This window comes from Methylorubrum salsuginis, from assembly GCF_900114375.1.
GTDB lineage: Bacteria > Pseudomonadota > Alphaproteobacteria > Rhizobiales > Beijerinckiaceae > Methylobacterium > Methylobacterium salsuginis.
In genome coordinates this window covers 531,907-555,816 of record NZ_FOSV01000001.1, presented here as the reverse complement: position 1 = coordinate 555,816, position 23,910 = coordinate 531,907, and the positions used below count along the sequence as shown (strand labels likewise).

The following is a 23,910-nucleotide window of genomic DNA, read 5'->3' as shown; positions in this document are numbered from 1 at the left end:
GCGAGCGGAATGAAGCCGACGAGAAAGCCGATTTCCGTCGGCAGCGGGATCGATCGAGCGAAGTGGAACAGGGCGGCGGCTCCCTGTGGGCCCGCGCCGTGCTAGGGAGAGGCATGGGCCGAGACCTCTCTACGCACGTGTATCGCTCCACCGCCTCAACCCACGCGTCAAGACGCGGCCTGGGGTTGAGCGCGATTGTGTTAACATGCGTTAACCTTTTGCTCGCGAGCGTTGCGCAGGCGCAACAGCCGGCACCCGCGGCGGCGCCCTCCGTCACCATCCCGAACTTCTGGAACCCCCGCGCCCGCGGCGAGCGGGTGGACGCGCCGCAGACCGGCCGGGCGGTGCGGTTCATGACCGACGACGAGTTCCCGCCGCTCCACTTCGCCGGCCCGGACGGAGCGCCGACCGGCTTTTCGGTGGAACTGGCCCGCGCGGTGTGCGAGCGCCTCGCGATCTCCTGCACGGTCCAGGCCCGCCGCTTCGACACCCTGCTCGACGCGCTCAACGACAAGCAAGGCGACGTGGTCGCCGCCGCGATGCCGCTGACGCCGGCGCTCCGCGCCCGCTTCCTGGCGACCCGCCCGTATTTCCGCTGGCCGGCCCGCTTCGCCGTCCGCAACGGCGGCAGCCTACCCGTCCCCTCGGCCGCCGCACTCGCCGACCGGAGCGTCGGCGCGGTCGAGGGCAGCGCGCACGAGGCTTACCTGAAGGCCTTCTTCCCGAAGGCCGTCCGCAAGACGTTTCCCGATCTCACCACGGCGGAGGGTGCGCTCAAGCGCGGCGAGGTGGAGTATCTTTTTGCCGACGGGCTCAACCTCGCCCTCTGGTTCAACGGCCAGGACTCGGAGGCGTGCTGCGCCTTCGTCGGCGGCGACTATCTAGAGAACCGCTACTTCGGCGAGGGCATCGGCTTCGTCACCCGCACCGAGGACGCGGCGCTGTCGCGGGCGCTCGACGATGCGCTCCAGCGGGTGTGGGACGACGGGAAGTACGCGGAATTGTATCTGCGGTTCTTTCCGGTGAGCCCGTTCTGAACGCCGCTTCCATTTGATCCCGCCCGCCGTCGGCGCATCCCCTCGCCCCGCACGCGGGGAGAGGGGGAATGAGGCTGCACCCGAGAGGAATTTTCGGAAACCCGCTGAGACCGAGACCTACCGCCCCCCGGCCGCCCGCCGCGGCGCCATGCGGCCGCCGCCGGCATCCTCTTCGAACAGCTCGGCCAGCTTCTCGGTCATCGCCCCGCCGAGCTCCTCGGCGTCGATGATCGTCACGGCGCGGCGGTAGTAGCGCGTCACGTCGTGGCCGATGCCGATGGCGAGCAACTCCACCGGCGAGCGCGTCTCGATCTCCTCGATCATGTAGCGCAGGTGGCGCTCCAGATAGTTGCCGGGATTGACCGAGAGGGTCGAGTCGTCGACCGGCGCGCCGTCGGAGATCACCATCAGGATGCGGCGCTGCTCGGGGCGGGCGAGCAGGCGCTTGTGCGCCCAGTCGAGGGCCTCGCCGTCGATGTTCTCCTTCAGAAGTCCCTCGCGCATCATCAGCCCGAGGTTCTTTCGCGCGCGGCGCCAGGGGGCGTCGGCCGACTTGTAGACGATGTGGCGCAGGTCGTTGAGGCGGCCGGGATTGCCCGGCTTGCCGCCGGCCAGCCACGCCTCGCGGCTCTGGCCGCCCTTCCAGGCGCGGGTGGTGAAGCCCAGAATCTCGACCTTGACGCCGCAGCGCTCCAGTGTGCGGGCCAGGATGTCGGCGCAGGTCGCCGCCACCGTGATCGGGCGCCCGCGCATCGAGCCGGAATTGTCGAGGAGCAACGTGACGACGGTGTCGCGGAAATTCGTGTCCTTCTCGCGCTTGAACGAGAGCGGCTGGAACGGATCGGTGACGACGCGGACGAGGCGCGCCGGGTCGAGCTGGCCCTCTTCGAGATCGAACTCCCAGGCGCGGCTCTGCTGCGCCAGCAGGCGGCGCTGGAGGCGGTTGGCGAGGCGTCCGACCACGCCCTGGAGATGGGCGAGCTGCTTGTCGAGGTAGCTGCGCAGGCGCGTCAGCTCCTCGGCGTCGCACAGCTCCTCGGCCTCGATGACCTCGTCGAAGCGCGGATTGTAGACACGGTAATCCGGCCCGGTGCGCTCGTTGCCGCGGTTGGTCGGCGGGCGCCAGGATTCGGAGGCTTCCTCCGATTCCGCGTCCTCGGCCTCTTCGGGCATCTCGCCCGAGGGCGCGTCGGCGGATTCGGTGGCGCCTTCCTCGAGTTCGTCGGCGGCCTCGTCGGTCACCTCGACCTCGGCGCGGTCGCCCTGGCTCTTCTCCTCGGCCTCGCCCTCGCTCGGGGTCTGCTCGTCGTCCTGGGCCTGGTTCTCGTCCTCGTCGGTCTCGTCGTCCTGATCGAGCGGCGTCTCGTCGGCCATGTCGAGGGAGGAGAGCAGATCGCGCACCGAGCGGGCGAAGCCGCGCTGGTTCTCGATCGCGCCGAGCAGGCCGTCGAGGTTTTTCCCCGCCCGCGCCTCGATATGCTCGCGCCACAATTCGACGATCCGGGCCGCGGCCGGGGGCGGGGCCTGACCGGTCAGGCGCTCGCGCACCATCAGGGCGACCGCGTCCTCCATCGGCGCGTCGGCCCGGTCGGTGATGTTTTCGTACTTGCCGCCGCGGTGGTAGCGGTCCTCCAGCATCGCCGTGATGTTGGAGGCCACGCCCGCGAGGCGCCGCGAGCCGATCGCCTCGACGCGGGCCTGCTCGACGGCGTCGTAGACGGCGCGGGCCGCCGCGTTCTCCGGGGCGAGGCGGCGGTGGACGCCGGTGTCGTGGCAGCCGAGGCGCAGCGCCATCGAGTCCGAATGGCCGCGCAGGATCGCGGCATCCTCGGCGGTCAGCCGCCGGGTCGGCTCGGGCAGGCGCGCCTTGTCGCCGATCAGCGCCGGCCGGTCGCTGGCATAGGTGACCTCGATCTCGGGCCGCTTGGCGAGGGCGCGCAGGCACCCGGCGACCGAGCGCTTCAGCGGCTCGGCCCCGGGCTCCTTGCGCTCGCCGGACTTGTTGCGGTTGGTCAGGGCCATGGCGTTACGGATTCACCGGAAGCGGGATCGGGACTCGCCCTCGAACATGAGCCGCGGCCACGGGCGCCGCGGCTCGGCCCGTGTCAGCTCAGCGCGACGTTGAGCGCGCTCTCGGGCAATTCCTTGCCGAAGGCGCGCTGGTAGAACTCGGCCACCAGCGGGCGCTCCAGCTCGTCGCACTTGTTCAGGAACGTCACCCGGAACGCGAAGCCGATGTCGCGGAAGATGTCGGCGTTCTCGGCCCAGGTGATGACCGTGCGCGGGCTCATCACGGTGGAGAGGTCGCCGTTCATGAAGGCGTTGCGGGTGAGGTCGGCCACGCGGACCATCCGGCTCACCGTGTCGCGCCCGCCCTCGCCCTGGTAGTGCGTCGCTTTCGACAACACGATGTCGACCTCGCGGTCGTGCGGCAGGTAGTTGAGCGTGGTGACGATCGACCAGCGGTCCATCTGGCCCTGGTTGATCTGCTGGGTGCCGTGATAGAGGCCCGACGTGTCGCCCAGGCCCACCGTGTTGGCGGTGGCGAACAGGCGGAAGCCCGGATGCGGGCGGATGACGCGCTTCTGGTCGAGCAGGGTCAGCCGGCCGGAGACCTCCAGCACGCGCTGGATCACGAACATCACGTCCGGGCGGCCGGCATCGTACTCGTCGAACACCAGCGCGACGTTGTTCTGCAGCGCCCAGGGCAGGATGCCGTCCTGGAAGGCGGTGACCTGCTTGCCGTCCTTCAGGACGATGGCGTCCTTGCCGACGAGGTCGATGCGCGAGACGTGGCTGTCGAGGTTGATCCGGATGCAGGGCCAGTTCAGCCGCGCCGCGACCTGCTCGATATGGGTCGATTTGCCGGTGCCGTGATAGCCCGTGACCATGACGCGGCGGTTCTTGGCGAAGCCCGCCAGGATCGACAACGTGGTCTCGCGGTCGAAGATGTAATCCGGGTCGAGATCCGGCACATGCTCCTCGGGCTCCGAGAAGGCCGGGACCTTGAGGTCGAGGTCGATGCCGAACACCTCGCGGACGGAGACCTGACGGTCGGGCAGGGAAGCGGGCGTTTCGTCGGACAGCATACGGAACCTCATCGGTGCGGCCGGCGGGGGCATCGGGCCCGGCGCGGTCGCGCTTTGCATCGTCTCGGGATCGTCGACTCTACGGGCCGAGAGCCGTGCCCGACCACTTCGGGTCGGGCACGGCTCTCGGTATTTGTTTGGCGCGCATTCTTTCGACGAACCGGTGCCCACTTCGTCGGAATGCGCTCTAAGGGCCGTCATCCTTAATCGCCGGCCCTCGGCATCGCCAAGGGGGGTAGGGCGTCAAGGCGCTTGAGGCGCGATATAGGAAGCCGACGCGGAATGTCCGCCCTCGCCGCGACGATGGAGACCGGCGCCGCGTGCATCCTTCGTGCCGCGCATCAGCACATCCCGGCGGCGCGCAGCACGTCGTGGGCGCGGATGATGTCGCGCAGGCGCTCCTCGAACGAGCGGTCGCCGCCGTTGGCATCCGGGTGGAAGCGCTTCACCAGGGTCTTGTACTGGGCCTTGATCGCCGCGGTATCGGCGTTCTCGTCGAGGCCCATCACGTCGAGCGCCTTGGTCACGGCAGCCGTGTGGCGCGGGCGTTGCGGCTCGGGCGCCGCCTGCCGCCGGCCCGAGCCGCCCAACCCGTTGGCGCGCAGGACGCCGAGCGGGTCGGCATAGGCCCAATCGCGCTCGCCCTCCGGCTTCTTGCTCGTCTTGTCGGTCCCGGTGGCGGCGTTCACGCCCATCGACCAAGTGGGACGATGGCCGACCATCGCGTCCTTCTGATAGGCCTCGACCGCGGCGTCGTTCATGCCGTCGAAGTAATTGTAGGCGGCGTTGTAGGCGCGCACGTGATCGATGCAAAAGCGGTAATATTGCCCCTCCTGCTTGCGCCCCTTGGGCGCGCGGTAGAGGCCCGCCCCGGTGCAGCCCGGCGCCTCGCAGGTAGCTTCGGTGGTGGCGCTCGCGCTCGCCTTCGCGCCCGCCCGGCCCCCCTTCGGACTCGCCTTCGAGCCGTCCTTGGGGTCGTCGCAGGTCGGCTTGATGCGGATGCTGTCGAACAGGGGCGAGTTGAGATCCATGACGGGCCGATTATGAGGGGCGGACGCGCCGACGGACAAGGCCGTCGGGCCTGATGACGCATGCATCGATGCGGGCTTGACGCCCGGACGGCGCGGGACGGCGCGAATGCCGGCGCGCGAGACCGAAAAGAAACCGAAGGGACGTTCGAAAATGGCCGAGACCCTGAGGGACTGGATCGCCGGGCGCCTGAGCGCCGAACTCGCGCCGCAGGCGCTGGAGGTGATCGACGAATCCCATCTCCATGCAGGCCATGCGGGAGCGCGGCCGGAGGGAGAGACGCATTTCCGGCTGGACGTCGTCTCGGCGGCCTTCGACGGCAAGAGCCGGGTCGAGCGCCACCGGATGGTGAATACCTTGCTGGACGAGGCCTTTAAACGGGGCCTGCACGCGCTGGCCGTGCGGGCCCGCACGCCGGCCGAGGCGGGCTAGCCGGAAAGGTGGCAACCGGATTTCGGCAAAGGCCGAAGCGCATCGTGCTTAGCCTCGTGGTCGCAGCTGTCCTTGTGTCACTCGGATATGGGTTGGGCTGGGTCGCTTCCTATTATCTCGGGGATCACGGCGACGTGGAGAGCGCCCTCTTAAGTGTGCTCACCGTACCCCTCGGAGTTATCATAGGCGCCGTTTCGGGCGTGATCCTGATAGCAAAACAGGTTGGCCCGCGACCAAGGCCGGGCAAGCCACTCGATAAGCAGAACGGCTGCTCAAGGTCGGAAGCGTCCCCAACATAGCGAGCCGATGAAGTTTTGACCTTAGTTTAACGAGGGGAGGGCGCCGTGGCGCTCGTCTGCACGCCGCTGATCGAAATCGACGACTCGGAGATCGAGGAGAGCTTCGTGCGCGCCTCCGGTCCCGGCGGGCAGAACGTCAACAAGCTCTCGACCGCCGTGCAGCTGCGCTTCGACGTGCGCCGCTCGCGCAGCCTGCCGGACGCGGTGGCGGTGCGGCTGATGCGGCTCGCCGGAAAGCGGCTGACGGGGGAGGGCGTGCTCGTCATCAACGCCCAGCGCTTCCGCACCCAGGAGCGCAACCGGGCGGATGCCCGCGAGCGGCTGGCCGCCCTGGTGGCCGAGGCGGCGGTGCCGCCGACGCCCCGGCGCCCGACCCGGCCGACGCTCGCCTCGAAGAAGCGCCGGCTCGAATCGAAGAGCCACCGCGGCAGCATCAAGCGGCTGCGCGGTGGCCCGGGGGACGAGGGCTGAGGACGAGCCGGCGCGTCAGGCGTTGCCGGCCGGCACCGTCGCGGTCGGCTTGGCCTCCGGATGGGCGTCGGGCTGCGGCGCCGCCCAGCCCGAGACGTAGGGCGTATCCTTCAGAGCGATCGACAGCACCAGCGAGACGAGGGCCAGCAGCGCGGCGAAACCCGCCGGGAACAGGAACGCCTGCTCGCCGAACCAGTGATGCAGGAAGCCGCCGACGACCGCCCCGGTGCTGAGCGCACCCCAGAGCGGCGCCTGGATCCAGAACGAGGGCGCCGGCTTGTGGAGCAGGATGTTGGCCACGCCCGCGCCGAAGCGCACCACCGTGCCGGTGACGTAGGTGAGCGCGAGGCTGCGGCCCGCCTCGTCCTGCAGGGTCGCGTTCTGGATGCCGAGGGCGAGCACGATCGGATAGGCGTGGAGCGGGAAGGCGTCGGTGCCGAACGGGACGTAGAGGCCGACGCCGAACAGCACCGCCTGGATGATCAGCAGCACCGACAGCCGCCAGCGGCCCGACCACGCGGCGATCAGCGTGCCGAGGAAGGCACCGAAACAGAAGATCGCGATGACGCTGGCAAAGCGCGTGGTACCCTCCCAGTCGTAGCTGGAGACGGCGACGCCGAAGCGGGTGGTGTTGCCGCTCATGAACGACATGAACAGCTGCGAGAATTCCAGGAAGCCGATGGAATCGGCCGTTCCCGCCAGTCCGGCCAGCGCCAGCGCGAAGGGGACGCGCGTCACCGGGCTCGCCGGAAATGCCTTGTTCGTCGTGTCGGCCATCGTTCACCTTGGATTGATGCTGCGCAGCACAACGGAACCAAAGCCGTATCGTTGCATTCGCGCGATCAAGATGAGTGATCCGGCACATTCAAGCTTTTTTGTAGGATGAGAATCCGCCCTGGAACGTCAACTCTGTTTTGCCGCCGGATTCCGGCCTGACGCATTGCAGCAACGGCGAGGCCCGCTTGCCTCGCCGACGCGTGCAGGTGGGCGTCCCCGTGGGCGTAGCGCCCGTCGGCCCCGAGCACGATGCCCTCATCCGCCTGCGGCGACTGCACGGTGAGGACCGCGAGTCCCCCCGGCGCGAGGGCGCGGGCGATGCCCCTGAGCGCGGGCGCGAGGTCGCCGAGATAGATGAACACGTCCGCCGCCGTGATGAGGTCGGCCGAGCCCGGCGGCTCGGCGGCGAGGAAGGCGACGAGGTCGGCCTCGACGAGGCGGGCATAGAGCCCGGTGCGGCGGGCCTGCGCCAGCATCGCCGGGGACAGGTCGCAGCCGGCGAGGGTGTCGACACGGCCCTCCAGCGCCCGGCCCATCAGGCCGGTGCCACAGCCGAGATCGAGCGCGCGGGGGAAGCGGCGCGGTGCCTCCGCGAGGGCGTCGAGGGCCTCCACCATCATCTGCGGCCCGCGATAGCCGAGTTCGTCCACGAGATGGCGCTCGAAGCGCGGCGCGTAGCCCTCGAACAGCGCCCGGACATAGCCCAAGCCGATGGCGGTGGCGGCCTCGGCGGCGCCCAGGGCCGCCAGATGCAGGCGGCTGCCGAGCGCGTCGTCGGGATCGAGCGCCAGCGCGCGTCCGAACGCCGCCAGCGCCGCCGCCTGCTCCGTCTCGGTGCCGCTTTTCGCGAACGAGGCGGCGCGGGCGCGCCCCAGCAGCACCCAGGCGGGCGCATAGTCGGGCGCCATCTCCAGCGCCTGCTCGGCCATCTCGGCGGCGCCGTCCGCATGCCCTTCCGCGAGGCAGGCCTCGGCATAGGCGTAGCGCCGGTCGGCGAGGAGGTTTCCGGAGGAGCGCTGATGCGACATCGGGGTATGGCAGCGGGGCTTGGCGACGGGGCTTGAACTGACGGTTCGGCGGAACGGCGCCCTATATCCCGGACGATGCCGAAGCGCGCCTCCGATCTCCTCACCCTGACGCGGGAAGGGCTCTATTGCCCGCTCGGGCGTTTCCATGTCGATCCGACCCGGCCGGTGGAGCGGGCGCTGATCACCCACGGCCACGCCGACCACGCGCGGGCCGGCCACGGCGCGGTGCTGGCGACCGGCCAGACCCTGCGCATCATGGCGACCCGCTACGGCGAGGATTTTTGTGCCCGCCGCGAGGAGGCGCCGCTGGGCAAGCGGATGCGCATCGGCGACGTCACCGTGTTCTTCGCGCCCGCCGGCCACGTGCTCGGCTCGGCGCAGATCGCCATCGAGGGGGAGGGCGGAAGGATCGTCGTCTCGGGCGACTACAAGCGGGCAAGCGACCCGACCTGCCTGCCCTTCGAGGTCGTGCCCTGCGACGTGTTCATCACCGAGGCGACCTTCGGCCTGCCGGTGTTCCGCCATCCCGACACGCGGGACGAAGTCCGCAAGCTGTTGGACTCGGTGAAGCTGTTTCCCGAGCGGGCCCACATCGTCGGCGCCTACGCGCTCGGCAAGGCGCAACGGGTGATGGCGCTGCTGCGGGAGGAGGGCTGGGACCGGCCGATCCATCTGCACGGCGCCATGGAGCGGCTGACCGCGCTCTACAAGGACGAGGGCATCCCGCTCGGCGAGACCCCGAAGGTGGTGGCCGCGGATCGCAAGAACCTGCACGGCGCGATCGTGCTGTGCCCGCCCTCGTCGATCCAGGACCTGTGGTCGCGCAAATTCCCCGATCCGGTCACCGCCTTCGCCTCGGGCTGGATGCGGGTGCGAGCCCGCGCCCGCCAGAAGGGCGTCGAGCTGCCGCTGGTCATCTCCGACCATTCCGACTGGCCCGATCTCTGCCGCACCATCCGGGACACCGGCGCGGAGGAGGTGTGGGTCACCCACGGCCAGGAGGACGCGCTGGTGCATTGGTGCGGCACGCAAGGGATCCGGGCCAAGCCGCTGCATCTGTTGGGCTACGGCGACGACGGCGAGGCCGAGCCCGATCCGGCATCCAGCCCCGCCATGGAGGAGGCCTCGTCGTGAACGACTTCGCCGCCCTCCTCGACCGCCTCGCCTACGAGCCGCGCCGCAACGCCAAGCTCCGGCTGCTGCAGGACTTCTTTGCGGGTACGCCCGACCCGGAGCGCGGCTGGGCGCTCGCCGCGATGACCGGCGGGCTGACCTTTCGCGAGGCCAAGCCCGCGCTGATCCGGGGATTGGTGGAGGAGCGGGTCGATCCGGTGCTGTTCGGGCTGTCGCACAATTACGTGGGCGATCTGGCGGAGACGACGGCCTTGATCTGGCCGGGGCCGCTGCACCAAGACCCTCCCCCCTCCGCGGGGGAGGGTGCCCGCGGAGCGGGCGGGAGAGGGGAGCGACGGCCCCGCTTGGCCGCCCTCGACCAGACATCTCCGGAAGCCGGGTTCCCCTCTCCCGACCCCCTTCGGGGGCCACCCTCCCCCGCAGAGGGGGGAGGGCCGTTACCCGGTCCGGGTCACAACAACCCGCCCCCGCACGTCCCCACCCTCGCCGAGGTGGTCGAGACGCTGGCCACGACCCCTAAGCGCGCCTTACCCCAGCACCTCGCCGGCTGGCTCGACGCCCTCGACGAGACCGGGCGTTGGGCCCTCCTCAAGCTCGTCACCGGCAACCTGCGCGTCGGCGTCTCGGCGCGGCTGGCCAAGACCGCGATCGGCGCGCTCGGCGGGCACGAGGCGGATGCGGTCGAGCAGGTCTGGCACGGGTTGAAGCCGCCCTACGCCGAGCTGTTCGCCTGGGTCGAGGGCCGAGGGGAGCGGCCCGAGAGCCTGAACCCGGCCCCGTTCCGCCCGCCGATGCTGTCGCACCCGATCGAGGAGGAAGCCGACCTCGACAAGCTCGATGCGGAGGCGTTTTCCGCCGAGTGGAAGTGGGACGGCATCCGCGTCCAGCTCGCGGGCGGGCGCGACAGCCACGGAAGCCAAGTCCGAAAGGTCTATTCGCGCACCGGAGAGGACATCACGCACGCCTTCCCCGATCTCGCCGAGGCCATCACCTTCGACGGCGCCATCGACGGCGAGTTGCTGATCCTGCGCGAGCGCCGGGTGCAGAGCTTCAACGTGCTGCAACAGCGCCTCAACCGGAAGGCGGTGACGGGCAAGCTGCTGGAGGACTTCCCCGCCCATGTCCGCGCCTATGACCTGCTGGCGGCGGACGGCGAAGACCTGCGCACGCTGCCCTTCGCGGAGCGCCGCGCGCGGCTCGAGGCGCTCGTGACGCATCTCGACCACGCCCGCATCGATCTCTCGCCGGTCGTGCCCTTCGCCACCTGGCCGGACCTCGCGGCGGCCCGCGCCGACCCGGCCTCGGTCGGGGCCGGGGCGGATGCCGACGCCATCGAGGGCGTGATGCTCAAGCGCCGCGACAGCCCCTACCTACCGGGCCGCCCCAAGGGCCCGTGGTGGAAGTGGAAGCGCGAGCCGCACATCGTCGACGCCGTGATGATGTACGCCCAGCGCGGCCACGGGAAACGCTCGTCGTTCTACTCGGACTACACCTTCGGCTGCTGGCGCGCGGGCGAGGCCGGCGACGAGCTGGTGCCGGTCGGCAAGGCCTATCACGGCTTCACCGATGCCGAGCTGCAAAAGCTTGACCGTTATGTGCGCAACAACACGGTCAAGCGCTTCGGCCCGGTCCGCGAGGTGACCCACGGGCGCGAGGCCGGGCTGGTCTTGGAGATCGCCTTCGAGGGCGTACAGCGCTCGACCCGGCACAAGTCGGGCGTCGCCCTACGCTTCCCCCGCGTCAGCCGCATCCGCTGGGACAAGCCGCCCGCGGAGGCCGACCGGATCGACGTGCTGGAACGCATCCTGGCCCGCGGCGAGAAGGAAATCGCCCCGGGCGCCACGATGGAGGGATCGGAATGAGGCAATCGGGCCGGATCGGGCCGCTCGAAGGTTTTTCCGCGGGCGAAGTCACCCGGCAGGCAAGTGCGACGGTGACCGTCACCACGCCGGGCCAAGGTTTTTCGGAGATTACCGAGACGGTGGCCGCCTTCGTGGAACGCAGCGGCATCCGCCAGGGCGTGCTCAGCGTGTTCTGCCGCCACACCTCGGCGTCGCTGACGATTCAGGAGAACGCCGACCCGGACGTGCGCACCGACCTGATGACGGCCCTCGACGGGCTCGCGCCGCGCCACGGCCATTACGTCCACGGGATGGAGGGGCCGGACGACATGCCGGCCCATATCCGCACGATGCTGACCGATTCCGGCCTCACGATCCCCCTGCGCGACGGGCGCCTCGCGCTCGGCACGTGGCAGGGGATCTATCTGATCGAGCACCGCGACCGGAGTCACCGGCGCGAGATCGTCCTCAGTGCGATAGGCGCCTGATCAGCGGTCGCGCAGCAGCAGGTAGAGGGCGTGCAGCGAGCCGGGGATGTAGAACAGCAGGCAGAGCACAACGTTGATGATGAACTGCAATCCGAATCCGTTCGTCATCAGCACCGAGATCGGCGGCAGGAAGAACGCGATCAGGATCTTGAGAAGGGTCGACAAGGGGTAGCTCCAAGCGCTGTGTGCGGCTCGGGCCAAGAACGAAAGCGACGGGGTTGGGTTCCACCACCTCCGCTCAACCCTCCCCCCTCTGCGGGGGAGGGTGCCTGCGGAGCAGGCGGGAGAGGGGGCGACGCTTCAGGAGAATTCGCGTCGAGGACGGCCAAGCGGCACCGTCGCCCCCCTCTCCCGCCCCCCCTCGGGGGCCACCCTCCCCCGCAGAGGGGGGAGGGTTTTAGCGGCGCGTTTTACGCCGCCCGCTTCAACGCGTCGTAGAACCGCCCACCGTTGCCGGCCATGGCCAAAAGATTGTCCGGCGGGGTGAAGCGGGGGCCGTGCTTGGCTTCGAGCGCGCGGGCCAGTTCCACGAAGGCGGCGGCCCCCATGAAGTCGATGTAGGACAACGCGCCGCCGGTGAACGGGGCGAAGCCGAAGCCGAGGATCGAGCCGACATCGGCCTCGCGGGGGTCGGTGACGACGCCCTCCTGCACCGTGCGGGCGGCCTCCAGCGCCTGCACCACGAGGAAGCGGTGCTTCAGCTCCGCGACATCGACCGAATCCGGGTCGAGCCGGTTCGGCTGGATTTCGGACAGGCCCGGCCAGAGCTTCTTCTGGCCGCCCTCGGGGTAGTCGTAGAAGCCGCGCTTGTTCTTGCGCCCGAGCCGGCCGCGGTTCTCGACCATCTCGGTCAGGAGCCGCTTCTGGTCCGGGTCGATGGCGGCGGAGCCCAGCTGCGCCTCGGTGGCCTTGAGAATCTTGAGGCCGAGATCGAGGGCGACCTCGTCGTTGAGCGAGAGCGGGCCCACCGGCATGCCGGCCATGCGGCCGGCATTCTCGATCATGGCGGGCGGCACGCCCTCCATCAGCATCTTGTGGCCCTCCTGCACGTAGGCCAGCACGCAGCGGTTGGCGAAGAAGCCGCGGGCATCGTTGACGACGATGCCGGTCTTTTTGATCGCCCGCACGTAGTCGAGCGCGGTCGCCACCGCGCGGTCGCCGGTCTGCGTGCCGCGGATCACCTCGACGAGCAGCATCTTCTCGACGGGCGAGAAGAAGTGGATGCCGACGAATTGCTCGGGGCGCTTGGAGACCTTGGCCAGCCCCGAGATCGGCAGCGTCGAGGTGTTGGAGGCGAAGATGGCGTGCTCCGGCAACGCCGCCTCGACCTTGGTGATCACCTCGGCCTTCACCGCCGGATCCTCGAACACCGCCTCGACCACGAGGTCGCAATCGCCGAGCGCCGCGTAGTCGGGCGTGGCGGTGATGCGGGCGAGCAGCGCGTCGCGGTCGGCGGTCTTGGCCTTGCCGCGGTTGATCTGGCCGGTGATGAGCTTGTGGCAATGCGCCTTGCCGGCATCCGCCGCCGCCTGGTCGCGGTCGATGAGCACCACCTCCATGCCGGCCTGGGCGGTGACGTAGGCGATCCCCGCGCCCATGAAGCCCGCGCCGACGACGCCGACCTTGCCGATCTTCGAAGGCTCCACGTCCTTGGGGCGGCGGGCGCCCTTGTTGATCTCGCCCATGGAGATGAACAGGGTGCGGATCATCGCCTGCGCTTCCTTGGTGCGCAGGATGTGGGCGAAGTAGCGGCTCTCGACCCGCAGGCCCAGATCCATCGGCAGCTGCAGGCCCTCGTAGACGGAGGCCAGGATCGCCTTGGCGGCCGGGTAGTTGTCGTGGGTCTCGCGGCGGTAGATCGCGTTGGCCGGCGGCCAGATCATCATGCCGGCGGGCGAGTAGACCTTTCCGGACGGCGCCTTGAACTTCGGCACGTCCCAGGGGGCCACCGCCGAGCCGCCGTCCCTGATCCAGGCTTTCGCCCGCTCGACGATCTCGGCGGCCGGGGCGACCTCGTGGGCGAGCCCCATGTTCTTGGCCATCAGCGCACGCAGCTGCTCGCCCTTGAACAGCATCTGCAGAGCGTCGCCGGTCTGCATCAGGCGGGCGACACGCTGGGTGCCGCCGCCGCCGGGGAAGAGCCCGACCTTGATCTCGGGGAGCCCGACGCGGGTCTTGTCGTCGTCGGCGAGCACCCGGTGATGGCAGGCGAGCGCCAGTTCGAAGGCACCGCCGAGGCACAGGCCCTGGACGGCGGCCGCGAACGGCTTGCCGCAGGTCTCGAGCTTGCGGAACACGAGGCTGAGGCGGCGCGACTCCTCGAAGAAGTGGCGCATGGCCGCCTCCTCGCCCGCGGACGCCTTGAGGCGCTCGTATTCGGCCCCCAGCCCCTGGAGCATGGTCAGGTCGGCCCCACCCGAGAAGTTGGGCTTGCCCGAGGTGATGACGCAGCCCTTGATGTTGGCGTCCGCGACGACCGCGTCGACGATCCCCTCCAGCTCGTCCATCACCTGCATGGTGATGACGTTCATCGAGCGGCCCGGCATGTCCCAGGTCGCGAGCGCGATGCCGTCGGCATCGGTCTCGAAGCGGAAGTTCGTCGGAGCTTCGGTCATCGCTGAGCCTCGAAGTGAGCTGGGCCGTATCGGAATCTTAAGACGGGATACCCGTCATGGGCCGTGAGGGCGCCGTGACGACAACCCCGTGAGATCGATCGATGAATACGCTTGCGGCGCCGCGCCTTGCCTGCCGAGCCTGCCGCGACGGGACCGAGCTCGGCTTCGCCTTCACCATGGCGTTCCAGCCCATCGTCGATGTCGCGCGGGGCCAGGTCTGGGGCTACGAGGCGCTGGTGCGCGGCCCTCACGGCGAGGGCGCGGGCTCGATCCTGTCGCAGGTCACCGAAGAGACCCTGTACCGGTTCGATCAGGCCGCGCGGGTCAAGGCCATCGAGCTCGCCGGGCGCCTGTTCCCCGCGGGCAGCGACACCAAGCTGTCGATCAACTTCATGCCCAACGCCGTCTACGAGCCGGCGGCCTGCATCCGCGCCTCGCTGGAGGCGGCCCGCCGCGTCGGCTTCGGTCATGAGCGGCTGCATTTCGAGTTCACCGAGAACGAGCGCTTCCGCGACATCGCCCATGTGCAGAAGATCGTCACCGAGTACCGGCGCCAGGGCTTCCTCACCGCGCTCGACGATTTCGGGGCGGGCTATGCCGGCCTCGGCCTGCTGGCGAATTTCCGGCCCGACCTGATCAAGATCGACATGGATCTCGTGCGCGGATGCGATACCGACGCGGGCCGCCGCACCATCGTCGGCGGGATCGTGCAGATCGCCCGCGGCCTCGGCGTCGGCGTGATCGCCGAGGGGATCGAGACGGCGGGCGAAGCCGAAGCTTTGCACGGCCTCGGCATCGACCTGATGCAGGGCTACCACTTCGCCAAGCCCGCCCTCGAGGCCCTGCCGGAGGTCGCGGGCTTCGCGGCCGGGGGCACGCTGCGCAGCGTCGCCTGACGCCCGCCTCCCTCTGCTCCCGACCGCGTTCCTCATCCGGCGAACCCTGTTCTTACTTCGACGGGATCGGCATGCCGCCCGGCGCGCCGCCCTTCTGGTCGCTGGCGGCGGCCAGCGTCAGCATGTTCAGGAGCCGCGTCACCACCGCCTGCGACAGCAGGTTCACCTCCGACTTCGGGTCGGCGTTGACGGTCTGGAACTTCTGGTAGGTCGGATCCTCGTAGATCGCCTCCAGGCGCTTCAGCTCGTCCAGGCTGAACTTTTCCGCGTATTGCTTCGACAGGCCGTCGAGCAGTTCGCCGCGCTGCTTGGCGAACTCGGCCTTCGCCTCCTTGCGCACGGTCTCGGCGCGCTCCTCGGGCATGGTCGAGACGGTCTTCTCCAGCGCGCCGCCGAAGCCGGTGTCGAGATTCTTCAGCACCGTCTTCTCGGTCAGCGTCTTGGCGACCGCGAGCTTGTCCGAGGCCTCGTCGGCGCGGGCGCCGAGCGGCAGCGCCAGCGCAACGGCGAGGCTCAGGGCGGCGATCTTGGTCTTCATCGTGGCGTTCTCCCGTCGTCTTCTCGGCCCGCGCCCTTCGAGAGGGTGCGGCGTGGGAGGCCCTTAGCAGCGTTTGACAGCTGAGGGCAGGGCGGCGCGGCGCCGCCCGTCCTTCCTCACACGCGCTCGATGATCGTGGCGGTGCCCATGCCGGCGCCGATGCAGAGCGTCACCAGAGCCCGCTCCTTGCCGGTGCGCTCCAGTTCGTCGAGCACGGTGCCGAGGATCATCGCCCCGGTGGCGCCCAGCGGATGGCCCATGGCGATGGCGCCGCCGTTGACGTTCACCCGAGCCGGATCGAGGTCGAAGGCCTGGAGGAAGCGCAGGACCACCGAGGCGAAGGCCTCGTTGATCTCGAACAGGTCGATGTCGGAGAGGTCCATGCCGGCCCGCGCCAGCACCTTCTTCGTCACGTCCACGGGGCCGGTCAGCATCAGCGCCGGATCGGAACCGATATTGGCAAACGCCCGGATGCGGGCGCGGGGCTTCAGCCCAGCGGCGTCGCCGGCCTCGCGCGAGCCGATCAGCACGGCCGCCGCGCCATCGACGATGCCCGACGAGTTGCCCGCGTGATGGACGTGATCGACCGCCTCGACATCGGGGTGGGCATCGACCGCCACCGCGTCGAAGCCGCCCATCTGCCCCATCTGGACGAAGGAGGGCTTGAGGCTCGCCAGCGACTGCATGTCGGTTCCGGGCCGCATGTGCTCGTCGCGGTCCAGCAGCGTGATGCCGTTGATGTCGCGCACCGGCACGACCGAGTCCTTGAACAGCCCCTCGGCCCAGGACTTGGCCGAGCGCTTCTGCGACTCGACGGCGTAGGCGTCGCAGGCGTCGCGGGAGAAGCCGTATTTGGTGGCGATGAGGTCGGCGGAAATGCCCTGCGGCATGAAGAACGACTTCACGGCGATCGCCGGATCGACCGGCCACGCCCCACCCGAGGCGCCGATGCCGATGCGGCTCATCGATTCGACGCCACCGCCGACGGTCATGTCGTGCTGGCCGGCCATCACCTGGGCGGCGGCGAAGTTGATCGCGTCGAGCCCCGAGGCGCAGAAGCGGTTGATCTGCACGCCCGGCACGTGGGTGCCGTAATCGGCCACCAGGGCCGCCGCGCGGGCGATGTCGCCCCCGGCCTCGCCGACGGGGTCGACGCAGCCGAGCACCACGTCGTCCACGCGAGACGTGTCGAGGCCGTTGCGGTCCTTGAGGGCGCGCAGCGCCGTCTCGGCCAGCCGCAGCGCCGTCACTTCGTGCAGCGACCCGTCCGGCTTGCCGCGTCCGCGCGGGGTGCGGACGTGATCGTAGATGTAGGCCTCGGGCATGTGCGCTTCCTCGTGTCCCTCATCGCCGCGGCTTATAATCCTCCCCCTTCCGCGGGGGAGGGTGCCCGCGGAGCGGGCGGGAGAGGGGAGCGACGTTTCCGCTTGGCCGCGTTCGACGCGAACTCTCCGGAAGCGTTGCTCCCCTCTCCCGCCCCCCCTTCGGGGGCCACCCTCTCCCACCCAAGTCGGGCTTGCCCGACTTGGGCAAGTTTGCCGATCTTGGGCAAGCCCGAGATCGGGTGGGGAGAGGGCTCGGTTGCGGTAGCGTTTAAAACGCCTCCGCCGACAGCGCCATGGTCGTCTCCGACCCGGCCTTGATCCGCGCGAGCCTCAAGGACGTCTCCGGCAGGGTCCGCTCCATGAAGAAGCGGCCGAGAACCAGCTTGGCCTCCATCCGCTCCGCATCGCGCCCTTCCGCCTTGGCGGCGAGCGCCGCCTTGGCGATCTTGCCCCACATGTAGCCGAGCACGACGGTGCCGAGCAGGTGCATCAGGTCGGTGGCGCCCGCGCCCGCATGGTCGGGCTTGGTGAAGGCGTTCTGCATCAGCCACATCACCGCGGCCTGGAGGTCGTTGAGGGCGGGCTGGAGCGGGCCGACGAAGGGCTTCATCGCCTCGTCCTCGCCGTGGTCCTTGATGAAGGTCTGAACCTCGGTGAGGAAGGCCATCATCGCCCGTCCGCCGTCCTTGGGCAGCTTGCGGCCGATCAGGTCCATCGCCTGGATGCCGTTGGCGCCCTCGTAGATCATGGCGATGCGGGCATCGCGCACGAACTGCGACATGCCCCATTCCTCGATGTAGCCGTGGCCGCCGAACATCTGCTGCGCCTCGACCGCGTTGGCGAAACCCCGGTCGGTCAGCACGCCCTTCACCACCGGGGTCATCAGCCCGAGCAGGTCGTCGGCGAGTTGGCGCTCAGTTGCGTCCTGCGAGCGGTGGGCGATGTCGGATTGGAGCGCCGTCCACAGCGCCAGCGCGCGGGCCGCCTCGTTGAAGGCGCGGATCTGCATCAGGGTACGGCGCACGTCCGGATGGACGATGATCGGGTCGGCGGCCCTTTCGGGGTTCTTGGCACCGGTCAAGGCGCGGCCCTGGAGCCGCTCGCGGGCGTAGGCCACCGCGTTCTGGTAGGCGGCCTCGGACTGGCCGAGGCCCTGGACGCCGACCGCGAGGCGCGCCTCGTTCATCATCACGAACATGGCGTTGAGCCCGCGGTTCTCCTGGCCGACGAGCCAGCCCTTGGCGCCGTCGTAGTTCATCACGCAGGTCGAGTTGGCGTGGATGCCCATCTTGTGCTCGATCGAGCCGCAGGTGACGCCGTTGCGCTCGCCCAAGCTCCCGTCCTCGTTCACGAGGAACTTCGGCACGACGAAGAGGGAGATGCCCTTGGTGCCGGCCGGCGCGCCCTCGATCCGGGCGATGACGAGGTGGACGATGTTCTCCGACAGGTCGTGCTCGCCCGCCGAGATGAAGATCTTGGTGCCGGTCAGGCTGTAGGAGCCGTCGGGGTTCGGCACAGCCTTGGTCTTGAGAAGCCCCAGATCGGTGCCGCAATGCGGCTCGGTGAGGTTCATCGTGCCGGTCCAGGCGCCCTCGACCATCTTCGGCAGATAGGTCTCCTTCTGCGCCTGCGATCCGTGGACCAGGAGGGCGGCAATCGCGCCCTGGGTCAGGCCGGGATACATGCCGAGCGCGAGGTTGGCACCGGAGACGAAGTCCTGCATCGCCGTGCTCAGCACGTGCGGCAGACCCTGGCCGCCGAACTCCTCGGGCACCGACAGCCCCATCCAGCCGCCCGCGGCGTAGGCGTCGTAGGCCTGCTTGAAGCCCTTGGGGGTCACGACGCTGCCATCCGCGTTGCGGGTGCAGCCCTCGCGGTCGCCCGACAGGTTGAGCGGCGCCAGCACCTCGCCCGCGAGCTTGCCACCCTCGGAGAGCACCGCCCGCAGCACGTCCGACGACGCGTCGGAAAAGCCCGGCAGGTTGTCGTAGCGATGGATCGCCAGAACGTCTTCGAGGAGGAACAGGGTGTCCTCGACCGGGGCCCGATAGCTCGGCATCGCGTCCGCCTCCCGCAGCAGGTTTCCGGCGGGCCGCAGGCCGGGCTCCGCCGATAGTTCACATGTAAACTATCTCGCCCGAGCCGCGCAAGGGCCCTGGCCGGGAGACCCGGCTTCAAACACCGGTCGATGAAGCCGGGCGGGTGACGGGTCCGGCGCGATTTCCCGGATCGGCGAAAGCTCAAGACACCGCTTCTTAACCAGCCATTTACCAAGATTGTTAAAGGTCGCCTTAACCGTTCCGATCCTCGCCCTCACCCTGACCGGAGGGGGCAACGCCCGGCCGGGCCCCGGACGCCGCCGAACCGGATCTCCGTGCGATGAGCAAGACCGCCCCGATCAGCATCGACAGCTTCGACCCCGAGGTTCTCGCGGCCGCCCGCGAGGTCGCCAAGCGGGCGGGCGTGCCGCTGGAATCCTGGATCGAGTCCGTGACCGGCCCGGCTCAGCCGCGGGAGGGCGCCACGCCGTCGGAAGCGGCAAGACAGGCCGCGCCTCCGGCACAGGCCGAAGCCAAGCCCCAGGATCTGCCCGCGACGGCCCCGGTCGATGCCTCGCTCGCGGCGATGATGCGGCGGCTCGACGCCCTCGACCGTTCGCTCAACGAGGAGCGCGAAGCCTCGAAGACCGCCGCCGCGCGGATGATCGGCGAGATCGAATCGCGGCTCGCCGCGAAGCTGCAGCCCTCGGCCGCCCCCGCCGAGGCGGCGGGCGAGGCCGTGACCGGGCGTCTGGCCGAGATCGAGCGCCGCATGGGCGAGATCGCCGGCCAGCTCTCCGCCCCGCGCCCGCTCGGGCGCCGCGGAAAACCGCTCGCCAGCGAGATGCGCGAGGCGGTGGCCGAGGTGCGCCGCCGCCAGCGCGAGCTGGAGGAGGGCGGCGAGAACCGCCCCGCCGCTCTTCCCGAAGCGCCCCGCGCGGCCGAGCCCGCCGGACTGCCGTCCCCGGCCATCGTCGAGTTGCAGCAGGAGACGACCCGCCTGCGCGATTCGCTCGGGGGGCTGGCCACCGGCCGCGACGTCGGCGCGTTGGAGCAGGCCATGCGGGCGCTCGTCACCGACATGCAGCGGGCGCGCGAGCCCGGCGATTTCGCCGCCATCGCCGCACCGATCGAGCTGATGCGGGTGCAGGTCGAGCGGTTGGCCGAGGACGTCGCCGACAACGTCCACGCTCGCGTCGCCGGCGAGGTCGAGCGGCTGGCCGGCAAGGTCGACGGTGCGATCTCCGGCGCCGCGCCGAGCTTCGCCGACCAGAACGCCCTCGACACCGTGTTTCAGGAACTCGACGAGATCCGCCGCCTCATCGGCGCCCTCGCCGGCCCCGAGCGGATCCAGAGCCTCGCGCAGGGCGTCCAAGCGATCAGCGCGCAGATCGCGCAGCTCCAGCGGGGCAGCGACGCCGAGGTCGCGGCCCTCAAGCCGCTGCTCGAAGAGATCCGCAGCGAGTTGAAGGGTCCGGAGGAATCCCGCGCGCTGCTCGGCCGGTTCGAGGCCCTGGCCGACCGGATGGACCGCGCCGCCGAGAACCCGGCGGCCAACCCCGTCGGCGAGCTGATCGGGCGCCTGGAGACGCTGGGCGAGAGCCTGCGCCAGCAGCCCGCCGCGCCGAAGGACTTTTCCTCGATCCAGGGCATGCTGGAGACCCTGGCCGAGAAGGTCGACCGGGTGAACACCGACGGCCGCGGCCTCGACGCGCTGGAGCAGCACGTCGTCGCGCTGGCGCATCGCCTCGACGCCCCGAAGACCGCCGACCCGGCGCTCGGCCGGCTGGAGCGGACCATGGGCGACCTCGTCGCCCAGGTCTCGGCCCTGAAGGCGGAGGCACCCGCCAAGGCCGGCCCGGACCTCGAGGCCGCCCTGGAGCGCGCGACCCGCGCGGCGGTGAAGGATGCGCTGGCCGGCAGCCCGCCGGACGAGATGCAGAATGCGACCCTCGGCCTGCTGCGGGCCGACCTCGCCGAGATGCGGGCCCAGCAGAGCGCCTCCGACCAGCGCCTTCACGCCACCCTGGAGGGCGTGCAGGCGCTGTTGTCGCGCCTGAGCGAGCAGCTCGATCGGGCACCCGCCGCGACCATGACCTCGGCGAGCGCGATGGCCGCCGCCGCGCCGGCCCGCGCCGGCCATGCGGCATCCGTCGCCGCGATGGAACTGCCCCTCGCCGAAACCGTCGCCGACAAGGCGCCGCGTGAGCGGTCCGCCCAGGAACGCCCCGCCGCCCCGAAGGCCCCCGCCCGGCCGCGTCCGGCCGCCCGGATCGAGGACGCCCTGGACGAGGTGATCCTCGGTGCCGACGAGCTGTTGGAACCCGGTGCCGGCCGGCCGTCTCCGGGGCGCCCGGCCACGGCGGACCCGACCGCTCCGGCGGGCGCCGACATCAAGACGAGCTTCATCGCCGCCGCCCGCCGCGCCGCCCAGGCCGCGCAGGCGGAGGCCGAGAGCGAGCCGCCGCTCGCGACCCGCCTGCGCGAGCGGATGGGCGGGGGCGCCCGCGCCGCCGCGGCCCTCGGGCAAGCCGACGCGTCCGCGGAAGGGGCCCCGACACGAGCGCGGGGCGCCCTGGAGAAGCGCCGCCGCACGCTGCTGCTCGGCCTCGCCGCCGTGGTTCTGGCGCTCGGCGCCTATCAAGCGTTCCAGGCCAACGGCAGCGGCCCGGCGCCCGAGGACAAGGCCGCCAGCGAACGCAACGCCGTCGCTGCGGCACCGGAGGCCGCAAAGGCTGCCGAGGCGAAGACTGTCGAGGCCGGGGACGGCAAGGCTGCGGAGGGGGGCGCTGCGGCGGCCAAGCTTCCGTCGCAGGGCGCCACGCCCGCCGATCCGACGACGACGCAATCCCTGGCCGAGCCCGCCCCGCACGCCGAGCCTCCGGCCCGGCCGGTCGGCCCACCCCAGGTCGCCTCCATGGCCGGGCTCGCCCCGGACCTCGCGGGCGTGCCGGCCGCGCTCGCCCCGCTGAAGCAGTCGGTCCTCGACGGCGACGGCGCCGCGATCTGGGAACTCGCCGGCCGCGAGGCCGAGGGACGGGGCGTGCCGCGCGACCTCGGGGTCGCCGCCAAGCTCTACGAGCGGCTCGCCAGCGCCGGCTACGCCCCGGCGCAGTTCAAGCTCGGCAACGCCTACGAGAAGGGCGCGGGCGTGGTGCGCGACATCGCCCAGGCGAAATCGTGGTACGGCCGGGCGGCCGACATGGGCAACACCCGCGCCATGCACAACCTCGCCGTGCTGCACGCGGAGAACCCTGCGGCCAACGGGCGGCCCGACTTCGCCACCGCGGCGGCCGCCTTCCGCCGCGCCGCCGAGCACGGCGTGCGCGACAGCCAATACAACCTCGCGGTGCTCTACGCCCGCGGCCTCGGCGTGAGCCAGGACCTCGTCCAGTCCTATCTCTGGTTCTCGGCCGCCGCCGCCCAGGGCGACGAGGAGGCCGGCCGCAAGCGCAACGAGGTCGCCGGCAAGCTCGCCCCCGCCGACCTCGCCCGCGCCCGGGAGCTGGTCGCCGGCTTCAAGCCCAGGCCGGTCGATCCGGCCGCCAACGAGGTTCCCGCCCCGAAGATGCAGGCCGCCGCCCCGCCGACCTCCCTGATCGGCGCGCCCTCGCCGAGCCTGCCGAGCCAGAACGCCCTCCAGAAGCGGGCGGGGGTGTAGGGATCGCGGCGCTCACCGCGCATCCCCTCGCCCCGTGGTGCGGGGAGAGAGGGAATGCAGCGGCACCCGAGCGGGTAAACCGGACAGGGCTCATACCAAATCCGGCTGATTCCTTCGGGATGGCGGATTTGGGCTTCGCTCAAGGGCCGCGCGGGCTTGCCGATACGGTCCCCGCTTGAAGCAGGCGGGGACCGTATCAAACCACCGGCGCAGCCTCCGCCCGGCGCGCCGGCTTGTCCATGTCCGGCCGCTCGTAGGCGGTGACGTCGAAGCGGTCGTCGGGCAGGCGGGCGAGGAAGCGTTCGGCCATCTCGACCATCAGGATGTCGGGCCGCACCCGCTCGATATAGGCCCAGTCCAGGCTCGACGACCAGACGACGTGCAGCTCGCGGAACGACTCGGCGAGCAGGCTGGTCAGCAGGATCGGCGCGTAATGCGCGTAGGAATCGCCGAACAGCACCACCGTGCGCGGGTCGGCCTGGGGCGAGGGGTTCCGATAGATCACGTGGGCGCCGACATGCAGCTCGCCGGCCCGGCCCGCCGCCTCGTAGGCCTCGACGAGCGGGCTCGCATAGGCGCGGGAGGCCTCGCGCAGCACCGCCCAGTTCGTCACCGTCTCCCGCGGCCGGTCGGGCAGCTTGTCGCCGAGGTCCCAGAGCCCTTCGGTCTCGAAGCGGGGGCGCTCGGCGATGTCGGGCGGGGGCACCGCGCCGCAGGCCCGCATCAGGGCGCGGTAGCCGATCAGGCAGCCGTCGTAGGTCCAGTGGGAATCGGTGCGCCGGTAGAGCGGCGCGGCGCCGTCGCGGGCCGCCCGCAGAGGGGCGACGAGATCGACGAAGCCGCCCATCCGGTCGAGTCGGCGGGCGAGGCGGCGGGCCGGCGACAGGCGCGGATCGTAGGCGAGATCGAGGGTGCGGTCGTCGTAGACCGAGAGCTTTTCCGGCACGATGGCGTGGAGCGTGCGGATGCCGAGCCGGCCCGCGCGGGCGGTGCGGGCCTCGATCAGCCGCGCCCAGCGCCGGAGGTGCCACCAGCTCGTCAGCGTGCGGCGGTACTGGTCGAGCACGCCGTTGGTGCCCCCGATCAGGAACAGCCATCCCTCGCGTCCCCGGTGGACGAGCTCTCGGTTCCTGCGGGCCATGGCGGCTGTCTAATGGCCGCGCCCGGCCCTGAACAGCGCAGGCGCGCCACAGCGCCCCGTCTGGAACCGC

19 protein-coding genes are annotated in these 23,910 nt (G+C 70.6%); 8 read left to right on the top strand and 11 right to left on the bottom strand.

Features of this window, described 5'->3' with window-relative positions:
- Nucleotides 1-113 precede the first annotated feature (113 nt).
- Complete coding sequence (locus BM140_RS02515) at nucleotides 114-1,037, top strand: transporter substrate-binding domain-containing protein (RefSeq protein WP_091941590.1); 924 nt, start codon at nucleotides 114-116, stop codon at nucleotides 1,035-1,037.
- A gap of 117 nt (nucleotides 1,038-1,154) precedes the next feature.
- Here BM140_RS02515 and cobT read toward each other — a convergent pair whose 3' ends face one another.
- From cobT to BM140_RS02500, 3 genes are all read right to left on the bottom strand, one after another.
- Nucleotides 1,155-3,059 carry a cobaltochelatase subunit CobT gene (gene cobT, locus BM140_RS02510; protein WP_091941588.1) on the bottom strand — a complete coding sequence of 635 codons (1,905 nt, stop codon included), beginning with the start codon at nucleotides 3,057-3,059 and terminating at the stop codon, nucleotides 1,155-1,157.
- A gap of 83 nt (nucleotides 3,060-3,142) precedes the next feature.
- Complete coding sequence (gene cobS, locus BM140_RS02505; RefSeq protein WP_091941586.1) at nucleotides 3,143-4,126, bottom strand: cobaltochelatase subunit CobS; 984 nt, start codon at nucleotides 4,124-4,126, stop codon at nucleotides 3,143-3,145.
- A gap of 341 nt (nucleotides 4,127-4,467) precedes the next feature.
- Entirely contained in the window at nucleotides 4,468-5,157 is a 690-nt protein-coding gene (locus tag BM140_RS02500) for a J domain-containing protein (protein ID WP_091941584.1), read from the bottom strand.
- Nucleotides 5,158-5,308: 151 nt separating this feature from the next.
- Here BM140_RS02500 and BM140_RS02495 point away from each other — a divergent pair, with 151 nt between their 5' ends.
- Nucleotides 5,309-5,587, top strand: coding sequence for a BolA family protein (locus tag BM140_RS02495; protein WP_091941582.1), 279 nt, complete (start codon nucleotides 5,309-5,311; stop codon nucleotides 5,585-5,587).
- 344 nt (nucleotides 5,588-5,931) lie between these two features.
- The gene (gene arfB / locus BM140_RS02490; protein WP_091941580.1) at nucleotides 5,932-6,357 is read left to right on the top strand and encodes an alternative ribosome rescue aminoacyl-tRNA hydrolase ArfB; all 426 of its coding nucleotides are present in this window, start codon (nucleotides 5,932-5,934) and stop codon (nucleotides 6,355-6,357) included.
- A gap of 15 nt (nucleotides 6,358-6,372) precedes the next feature.
- On the opposite strand, the gene BM140_RS02485 is transcribed toward arfB, so the two are convergent.
- Both BM140_RS02485 and BM140_RS02480 read right to left on the bottom strand, forming a co-directional pair.
- Entirely contained in the window at nucleotides 6,373-7,134 is a 762-nt protein-coding gene (locus tag BM140_RS02485; RefSeq protein WP_091941578.1) for a YoaK family protein, read from the bottom strand.
- Between the two features lie 65 nt (nucleotides 7,135-7,199).
- On the bottom strand, nucleotides 7,200-8,162 hold the full coding sequence (locus tag BM140_RS02480) for a class I SAM-dependent DNA methyltransferase (RefSeq protein ID WP_091941576.1): 963 nt from the start codon (nucleotides 8,160-8,162) through the stop codon (nucleotides 7,200-7,202).
- 75 nt (nucleotides 8,163-8,237) lie between these two features.
- Between BM140_RS02480 and BM140_RS02475 the strand changes: the two genes are divergently transcribed.
- The 3 genes from BM140_RS02475 to BM140_RS02465 are packed head-to-tail and all read left to right on the top strand — an operon-like array spanning nucleotide 8,238 to nucleotide 11,625.
- On the top strand, nucleotides 8,238-9,296 hold the full coding sequence (locus BM140_RS02475; protein WP_091941574.1) for a ligase-associated DNA damage response exonuclease: 1,059 nt from the start codon (nucleotides 8,238-8,240) through the stop codon (nucleotides 9,294-9,296).
- Nucleotides 9,293-11,158 (top strand): cisplatin damage response ATP-dependent DNA ligase, encoded by a 1,866-nt coding sequence (locus BM140_RS02470; RefSeq protein ID WP_091941572.1) that lies wholly within the window; start codon nucleotides 9,293-9,295, stop codon nucleotides 11,156-11,158. The genes BM140_RS02475 and BM140_RS02470 overlap by 4 nt, the downstream gene beginning before the upstream one ends.
- Entirely contained in the window at nucleotides 11,155-11,625 is a 471-nt protein-coding gene (locus tag BM140_RS02465; RefSeq protein WP_091941570.1) for a secondary thiamine-phosphate synthase enzyme YjbQ, read from the top strand. Before BM140_RS02470 ends, BM140_RS02465 begins: the two co-directional genes overlap by 4 nt.
- Here the strand turns inward: BM140_RS02465 and BM140_RS02460 are convergent, their stop codons facing one another.
- Both BM140_RS02460 and BM140_RS02455 read right to left on the bottom strand, forming a co-directional pair.
- Nucleotides 11,626-11,790, bottom strand: coding sequence for a YqaE/Pmp3 family membrane protein (locus BM140_RS02460; RefSeq protein WP_091941568.1), 165 nt, complete (start codon nucleotides 11,788-11,790; stop codon nucleotides 11,626-11,628). It lies immediately after the preceding gene.
- A 245-nt stretch (nucleotides 11,791-12,035) separates the two neighbouring features.
- Nucleotides 12,036-14,240: an FAD-dependent oxidoreductase gene (locus BM140_RS02455; protein WP_091941566.1), complete on the bottom strand. Its 2,205-nt coding sequence runs from the start codon at nucleotides 14,238-14,240 to the stop codon at nucleotides 12,036-12,038.
- 101 nt (nucleotides 14,241-14,341) lie between these two features.
- Here BM140_RS02455 and BM140_RS02450 point away from each other — a divergent pair, with 101 nt between their 5' ends.
- A complete protein-coding gene (locus tag BM140_RS02450) occupies nucleotides 14,342-15,136 on the top strand; it encodes an EAL domain-containing protein (protein WP_091941565.1) in 795 nt (264 codons plus the stop codon).
- Between the two features lie 52 nt (nucleotides 15,137-15,188).
- Here BM140_RS02450 and BM140_RS02445 read toward each other — a convergent pair whose 3' ends face one another.
- From BM140_RS02445 to BM140_RS02435, 3 genes are all read right to left on the bottom strand, one after another.
- Entirely contained in the window at nucleotides 15,189-15,674 is a 486-nt protein-coding gene (locus tag BM140_RS02445; protein WP_091941562.1) for a DUF2059 domain-containing protein, read from the bottom strand.
- 116 nt (nucleotides 15,675-15,790) lie between these two features.
- On the bottom strand, nucleotides 15,791-16,999 hold the full coding sequence (locus BM140_RS02440) for an acetyl-CoA C-acetyltransferase (RefSeq protein WP_091941560.1): 1,209 nt from the start codon (nucleotides 16,997-16,999) through the stop codon (nucleotides 15,791-15,793).
- Between the two features lie 268 nt (nucleotides 17,000-17,267).
- Nucleotides 17,268-19,058 (bottom strand): acyl-CoA dehydrogenase C-terminal domain-containing protein, encoded by a 1,791-nt coding sequence (locus tag BM140_RS02435; protein ID WP_091941558.1) that lies wholly within the window; start codon nucleotides 19,056-19,058, stop codon nucleotides 17,268-17,270.
- A gap of 320 nt (nucleotides 19,059-19,378) precedes the next feature.
- On the opposite strand from BM140_RS02435, the gene BM140_RS02430 reads away from it, so the two are divergent.
- Entirely contained in the window at nucleotides 19,379-22,699 is a 3,321-nt protein-coding gene (locus BM140_RS02430) for an SEL1-like repeat protein (RefSeq protein ID WP_091941556.1), read from the top strand.
- 196 nt (nucleotides 22,700-22,895) lie between these two features.
- Here BM140_RS02430 and BM140_RS02425 read toward each other — a convergent pair whose 3' ends face one another.
- Nucleotides 22,896-23,840, bottom strand: a complete 945-nt coding sequence (locus tag BM140_RS02425; RefSeq protein WP_091941554.1) for an alginate O-acetyltransferase AlgX-related protein — start codon at nucleotides 23,838-23,840, stop codon at nucleotides 22,896-22,898.
- Between the last annotated feature and the right edge of the window lie 70 nt (nucleotides 23,841-23,910).